This window comes from Xanthomonas sp. NCPPB 3570 (assembly GCF_056725115.1).
This window is the reverse complement of record NZ_CM161513.1, coordinates 501,186-507,500: the sequence shown is the minus strand read 5'-3', so window position 1 is coordinate 507,500 and position 6,315 is coordinate 501,186. Positions and strand designations below refer to the sequence as shown.

Sequence of the window (6,315 nt, the reverse complement as noted above, 5' to 3'; positions counted from 1 at the left end):
CAGCAACAGCAGGCGGCGATCACCGACAACTGGCAGGTGGTGCGGATCGAGTCCGGGCAGACCCTGGGCTCGGTGTTCGAGAAGCTCGGCATCCCCGCCACGGTGATGCAGCGGGTACTGGACCATCCGGGCACGCACGACGCGCTGACCAAGCTGCGTCCGGGCGCCGAGATCGGCTTCGACCTGGCGACGACCGGCGATCTGCGCGCCCTGCGCTTCGACCGCGATGCCACCCACCGGGTGGAGCTGTCGCTGTTGGGCGACGACATCAAGGAAAAGGTGATCGAGCGCGAGACCAGCACGCGCACCGTGGTCACCAGCGGCGAGATCACCAGTTCGCTGTACGTGGCCGCACGCAAGGCCGGGCTGTCGCCGTCGGCGATCGCGACGATGACCGACGAGATCTTCAAGTACGACATCGACTTCGACAAGGACCTGCAGCCGGGCGACCGCTTCAGTGTGGTCATGGACGAGACCTGGCGCGAAGGCGAGCGCATCGATACCAGCAAGATCCTGGCGGCGACCTTCACCACCCGCGGCAAGACCTACAGCGGCTTCCGCTTCGAGCGCGGCGGCAAGCCGGCCGAGTACTTCGACGTGACCGGGCGGCCGCTGAAGAAGAGCTTCATCCGCATGCCGGTGTCCTACAGCCGCATCAGCTCCACCTTCGGCGCGCGCAAGCACCCGGTGCTGGGCACCATGCGCATGCACAAGGGCATCGACTACGCGGCGCCGACCGGCACCCCGATCATGGCCGCCGGCGATGCGCGGGTGCAGTTCGTCGGCACCCAGCGCGGCTACGGCAACGTCGTCATCCTGGATCACGGCAAGGGCTACAGCACGCTGTACGGGCACATGTCGCGCTTCGGCGGGATCAAGGCCGGCCAGCGCATCAACCAGGGCACGGTGATCGGCTACGTCGGCATGACCGGCATGGCCACCGGTCCGCACCTGCACTACGAATTCCGCGTGGACGGCGTGCAGCGCAATCCGGCCTCGGTGACGATGCCGCCGCCGACCCCGCTGGCCGGGGCCGAACTGGCCGCATTCCGTGCGCAGACCTCGCCGGCGCTGGCGCGCATCCAGCGCGTGGAAAAGCTGATCTACGCCGATGCCGACGAGCCGGGGGCGAAGAAGAAGAAGGTCGTCGCCTCGTCCAAGGCCGCCGCCTCGCACGACGCCGGCTGAGCCCTGGCGTCCGCTCCCGCCGCGCCGCGCATTGACGGGCGGCGGCGCCTGGCACACGCTGCGGCGCCGACCGCCGCCTGGTGCCTAGCATGTCTTCTTCCGCTGTTTCCGACGACGCCCTGTTCCTGGGCCTGATGTCCGGCACCAGCGCCGACGGCATCGATGCCGCGCTGGTGCGCTTCGGCCACGACGGCAACCCGCAGCTGCAGTTGGGCCGCACCTATGCCTGGGCACCGCAGCAGCGCGCGGCGCTGATCGCGCTGGGCGAAGGCGGCGACATCGCCTCGCTGGACGCGCTGGGGCAACTCGACGCCGAGGTCGCGATCGCCTTCGCCGAGGCGGCGCTGCGCCTGCTCGACGATGCCGGGGTCGCGCCGGCCGCGGTGCGCGCGATCGGGTCGCACGGGCAGACCGTGCGCCATCGCCCGCTGGCGAACCCGGCCTTCACCTGGCAGCTCGGCGACGGCAACCGCATCGCCGAACTGACCGGCATCGCCACGGTCTGCGATTTCCGCCGCCGCGACGTCGCCGCCGGCGGCCACGGCGCGCCGCTGATGCCGGCCTTCCACGCGGCGATGCTGGGCGCGGCGCACGAGGACCGGGCGGTGCTCAACCTCGGCGGCATCGGCAACCTGACCCTGTTGCCGGCGCACGGTGCCGTGCGCGGTTTCGACACCGGGCCGGCCAATGCGCTGCTCGATGCCTGGTGCCAGCGCCATCGCGGCCAGCCCTACGATGCGGGCGGCGCCTTCGCCGCCAGCGGCGCGGTCGACGCCGACCTGCTGCAGCGCCTGCTGGCCGATCCGTGGTTCGCGCTGCCGCCGCCCAAGAGCACCGGGCGCGAGCAGTTCCACCTGCGCTGGCTGGAGGCCTGCCTGGACACCCCGGCGCCCGCGCCGGCCAGCGTGCAGGCGACGCTGCTGGAACTGACCGCGGCCACCGTCGCCGATGCATTGCTGGCGCAGCAGCCTGCGACCAGGCAGTTGCTGGTGTGCGGCGGCGGCGTGCACAACCCGCTGCTGCTGGCGCGGCTGCAGGCGCGCTTGCCGGGGGTGCAGGTGCAGTCGACCCAGGCACAGGGCCTGGACCCGGACTACATCGAAGCGATGGGCTTCGCCTGGCTGGCGCGGCAGACCCTGGCCGGATTGCCGGGCAACCTGCCGTCGGTCAGCGGCGCGCGCGGGCCGCGCATCCTTGGCGCGATTCATCCCGCGTAAGCGAGGCGTCGGGATTCAGAAACCGCTGCCGGCCGGCAGCGCGCGCAACGCCGCGATCGCCTCCGACAGCACATCCACTTCGCGGTGCTCGAACCCGCTGCGTACGTCGTACTCGCTGGAGAACAGGCCCTGCTCGATCAGCGCCAGCACCGCCTGGCGCTGGGTCCAGCCGCGCGCGACGGCGATGCGGCGGATGCGTTCGAGCAGGAACGGGTCGATATCGCGCAACACAAGGTCGCTCATGCGGACTCCCGGACGGCGGCGCACGCATGCGCCGCTGCCCATCATCCCTGCCCGGGGACGGCCTTTCAATCGCTGGAGGCGGCCGCCTGTGGCGTCTGTTCGCGGATCCGCGGCCACAGCCAGGCCAGCAGCAACAGGGTCGGGATCACGGTGAAGGCGCTCAGCACGAAGAAGGTGCTGTAGGAGGTGGCTTCGACGATGTAGCCGGAGACGCCGCCGACGAACTTGCCCGGCAGGTTGGCCAGCGACACCAGCAGCGCGTACTGGGTGGCGGTGAAGTTGCGGTCGGTCAGCGAGGACATGAAGGCGACCAGCACGGTGCCGGCGAAGCCCTGGAACAGGTTGTCGGCGCTAAGCGCGGCGTAGAACGACCAGAGTTGGCCAGGGTTGTGCGCCATCAGCAGGAACGCCAGGTTGGACAGCGCCACGCCCAGCGCGGCGACGAGCAGCATGCGTCGGAAGCCGAAGGCGGCCACCGCCAGGCCGCCGGCGAAGGCGCCGGCAATCCCCATCCAGACCCCGAACAGCTTGGAGACGGTGGCGATGTCGGCCTTGTCGAAGCCCGAGTCCAGGTAGAACGGGCCGGACATCACCCCGATCACCTGGTCCGGGAACTTGAACAGACCCACGAACAGCAGCAGCGCCAGGCCCAGCGCCAGGCCGTTGCTGGAGAAGAAGCTGGAGATCGGCTGCCAGAACGCACCGACCACGTCGATCCTGCGCACCACCGTCGAGGCCGGCACCTCCGGTTCGCGGCACACCAGGGTGGTCACGATCGGCAGCAGCATCAGCCCGGCCATGACCAGATAGGCCAAGGTCCAGTTGCCGAACTGCGCCAGATACAGCGCACCGGCGCCGGACAGGATCAGGCCGATGCGGTAGCCGAAGGTGTAGGTCGCAGCGAGTGCGGCCTGCGCCGAGGACGGCGCGATCTCGATGCGATAGGCGTCCACCACCGAATCCTGGGTGGCGCCGGCGAAGGAGGCGATCAGCACCCACAGCACCAGCGCGCCCACGCTCAATTCCGGGCGGGTGAAGGCCAGCGCCACCAGGCCGATGGCCACGCCGAGCTGCGCGACCAGCAGCCAGGAACGGCGCCGGCCAAGGAAGCCGAACAGCGGGAAGCGATAGCGGTCCAGCAGCGGCGCCCACAGGAACTTGAGCAGGTAGAAGAAGCTGGCCAGGCTGATCAGGCCGATGCTGCCCAGGTCCAGGCCGACGTCGCGCAGGCGCGTGGACAGGGTCTGCGAGGCGATCAGCAGGAACGGCAGGCCGCTGCCGAAGCCCAGCAGCGCCATCGTCGCCGCCGACGGCGTGGCGAAGGCGCGCTTGATCCCGGCCCAGCCCTTGTAGGACACCGGCGCCGCGGAGGTGCCGCCGCTCATTCGCGGTAGTCCACCGTGAACGGCGCATGGTCGGAGAAGCGCTGCGCGGTATAGATGGAACAGCCTTGCAGGCGCTCGCGCAGGGTCGGGGTGACGAACTGGTAGTCGATACGCCAACCCACGTCGTTGGCGCGCGCCGCGCCGCGGTTGCTCCACCAGGTGTAGTCCTGGCCGTCCGGATGCAGCGCGCGGTAGGCATCCACCCAGCCGCGGCCGCTGGCCGGGTCGGCCTCGTCGGCACGGTCGGCGCACAGGCCGTTGAGCCAGTCGCGCTCGGCCGGCAGGCAGCCGGAGTTCTTCTGGTTCGACTTCCAGTTCTTGATGTCCAGCGCCGAGCGCACGATGTTCCAGTCGCCGCACAGCACGTAGTCGCGGCCGCTGTGCAGCCACTCCACCAGGATCGGCCGCAGCCAGTCCATGACCTGGAACTTGTAGCCCTGGCGCAGCTCGCCGGACGACCCGGAGGGAATGTAGAAGGACACCACGCTCAGGTTGCCGAAGCGCGCCTCGATGTAGCGGCCTTCCTCGTCGAACTCCGGCCAGCCCAGCGCGGTGCGCACCTCGTCGGGTTCACGCTTGCTGTAGATGGCCACGCCGCTGTAGCCCTTCTTGGTGCTGGCGTCGCGGAACCAGACCCGGTAGCCGTCCGGCAGGAACGCCGGCCCGGCCAGTTGATGCTCCTGCGCCTTGGTCTCCTGCACGCACAGCACATCCGCCTGCTGGGTGGCGAACCACTCGAAAAAGCCCTTGGTGGCGGCCGACCGCAGGCCGTTGGCGTTGAAGCTGATGATGCGCATGGAAGAGCCGGGAATGGGGAAAGGGGAATAGGGAATGGTGAAAAGCATAGCGGTTGTTCCGTCTTCGCGGTCCTGCTGGGGTACGCTTTATCGATTCCCTATTCCCGTTTCTCCATTCCCGGCCCCCCAATGACCGACTACCGGCACCGTTTCCTGCAACTGGCCCTGGACGTGGAGGCGCTGCGCTTCGGCGAGTTCACGCTGAAGTCCGGGCGCCTCAGCCCCTATTTCTTCAACGCCGGGCGCTTCGACTCCGGTGCCAGCATGGCGCGGCTGGCGGCGTGCTACGCCGATGCGGCCGACGCGGCCGGGCTCGACTTCGACCTGCTGTTCGGCCCGGCCTACAAGGGCATCCCGCTGGCGACGGCGGTGGCCTGCGAATACGCGCGGCGCGGGCGCGACCTGCCGCTGGCGTTCAACCGCAAGGAAGCCAAGGCGCATGGCGAAGGCGGCAGCCTGATCGGCGCGCCGCTGGCCGGCCGCCGGGTGCTGATCGTGGACGATGTGATCACCGCCGGCACCGCGATCCGCGAGGCGCTGGGCATCATCCGTGCCGCCGGTGGCGAGCCGGCCGCGATCCTGGTCGCGCTGGACCGCCAGGAGATCGCTGCCGAGGACGACCGCCGCTCGGCGGCGCAGGCGGTGGCCGCCGAAGCCGGCGTTCCTGTGGTGTCGGTCGCGCATCTAGGCGACCTGCTTGCATTCATCGACGGAAACGCAGACCTTGTCGGCTTCCGCGAACCGCTGCTGGCCTACCGGGCCCGCTACGGTTGCGCTTCGTCTGGCTGACAGCAGGGGGCTGCCACGATGCCGATCCGACCACGCAACCGCGTCCTGCCGGCCGTGTTGGCGCTGCTGGCCTTGCCGGCCGCCGCGCAACAGGCGTCGGCACCGTCCAAGAAACTGTATTGCTGGAACCAGGGCGGCCAACGCACCTGCAGCGATGCGCTGCCGCCGGAAGCGGTGAACCAGGCACGTGACGAGTTCAACGCCACCAGCGGCATGCGCAGCGCCGAGGTCGGGCGTGCGCTCAACGCCGACGAACGCGCCGCGGCCGCGGCCGATGCCGCGCAGCAGCGCGCCGACCAGGCCGCGCTGGAGACGCGCAAGCGTACCGACCAGGCGATGCTGCTGTCGTACCAGACCGAGGACGAACTGCGCCGGGTGTTCGCCGAGCGCATCGGCATCGTCGACAACAACATCAACACCGCCCGCTACAACGTCGACAGCCTGCGCCAGGGGCTGATCGGCCTGCTGTCCGGCGCCGGCGCGCGCGAACTGGCCGGGCAGAGCGTGCCCGCCAAGATCGCCGACGACGTGCAGCAACGGCACCGCGCCCTGCTGTGGCAACTGCGCATGCAGAAGAACTTCGAACAGCAGCGGCTCGGCCTGGACCAGGAAATCGAGGACGTGCTGCAGCGTTATCGGGCGGCCCGCGGCGGCGGCCCGGCAGCGACCGCGACCACCGCCGGCGGCTGAGCCGCC

7 protein-coding genes (1 of these 7 cut by a window edge) are annotated in these 6,315 nt (G+C 70.0%); 4 read left to right on the top strand and 3 right to left on the bottom strand.

What is annotated here, in order from left to right; translation table 11 throughout:
• Together AC1PLR_RS02300 and AC1PLR_RS02295 are read left to right on the top strand one after the other, a co-directional pair.
• Positions 1 to 1,188: the 3' portion of a M23 family metallopeptidase gene (locus AC1PLR_RS02300; RefSeq protein ID WP_010342051.1), read on the top strand. 267 nt of this gene lie to the left of the window's left edge; the window shows 1,188 of its 1,455 coding nt (coding positions 268-1,455); the start codon falls outside the window, past its left edge; it ends in the stop codon at positions 1,186 to 1,188.
• A gap of 89 nt (positions 1,189 to 1,277) precedes the next feature.
• Positions 1,278 to 2,405, top strand: a complete 1,128-nt coding sequence (locus AC1PLR_RS02295; protein WP_481102527.1) for an anhydro-N-acetylmuramic acid kinase — start codon at positions 1,278 to 1,280, stop codon at positions 2,403 to 2,405.
• 15 nt (positions 2,406 to 2,420) lie between these two features.
• Here the strand turns inward: AC1PLR_RS02295 and AC1PLR_RS02290 are convergent, their stop codons facing one another.
• The 3 genes from AC1PLR_RS02290 to AC1PLR_RS02280 all read right to left on the bottom strand — a co-directional run bounded on the left by AC1PLR_RS02290 (position 2,421) and on the right by AC1PLR_RS02280 (position 4,830).
• On the bottom strand, positions 2,421 to 2,648 hold the full coding sequence (locus tag AC1PLR_RS02290) for a hypothetical protein (protein WP_481102526.1): 228 nt from the start codon (positions 2,646 to 2,648) through the stop codon (positions 2,421 to 2,423).
• 65 nt (positions 2,649 to 2,713) lie between these two features.
• Positions 2,714 to 4,033, bottom strand: coding sequence for an AmpG family muropeptide MFS transporter (locus AC1PLR_RS02285; protein WP_481102525.1), 1,320 nt, complete (start codon positions 4,031 to 4,033; stop codon positions 2,714 to 2,716).
• Positions 4,030 to 4,830, bottom strand: coding sequence for an exodeoxyribonuclease III (locus AC1PLR_RS02280; RefSeq protein ID WP_010342055.1), 801 nt, complete (start codon positions 4,828 to 4,830; stop codon positions 4,030 to 4,032). Before AC1PLR_RS02280 ends, AC1PLR_RS02285 begins: the two co-directional genes overlap by 4 nt.
• Positions 4,831 to 4,959: 129 nt before the next feature.
• Between AC1PLR_RS02280 and pyrE the strand changes: the two genes are divergently transcribed.
• Complete coding sequence (gene pyrE / locus AC1PLR_RS02275; protein ID WP_017907592.1) at positions 4,960 to 5,619, top strand: orotate phosphoribosyltransferase; 660 nt, start codon at positions 4,960 to 4,962, stop codon at positions 5,617 to 5,619.
• An 18-nt stretch (positions 5,620 to 5,637) separates the two neighbouring features.
• The gene (locus AC1PLR_RS02270; RefSeq protein WP_481102524.1) at positions 5,638 to 6,309 is read left to right on the top strand and encodes a hypothetical protein; all 672 of its coding nucleotides are present in this window, start codon (positions 5,638 to 5,640) and stop codon (positions 6,307 to 6,309) included.
• Positions 6,310 to 6,315: the final 6 nt, after the last annotated feature.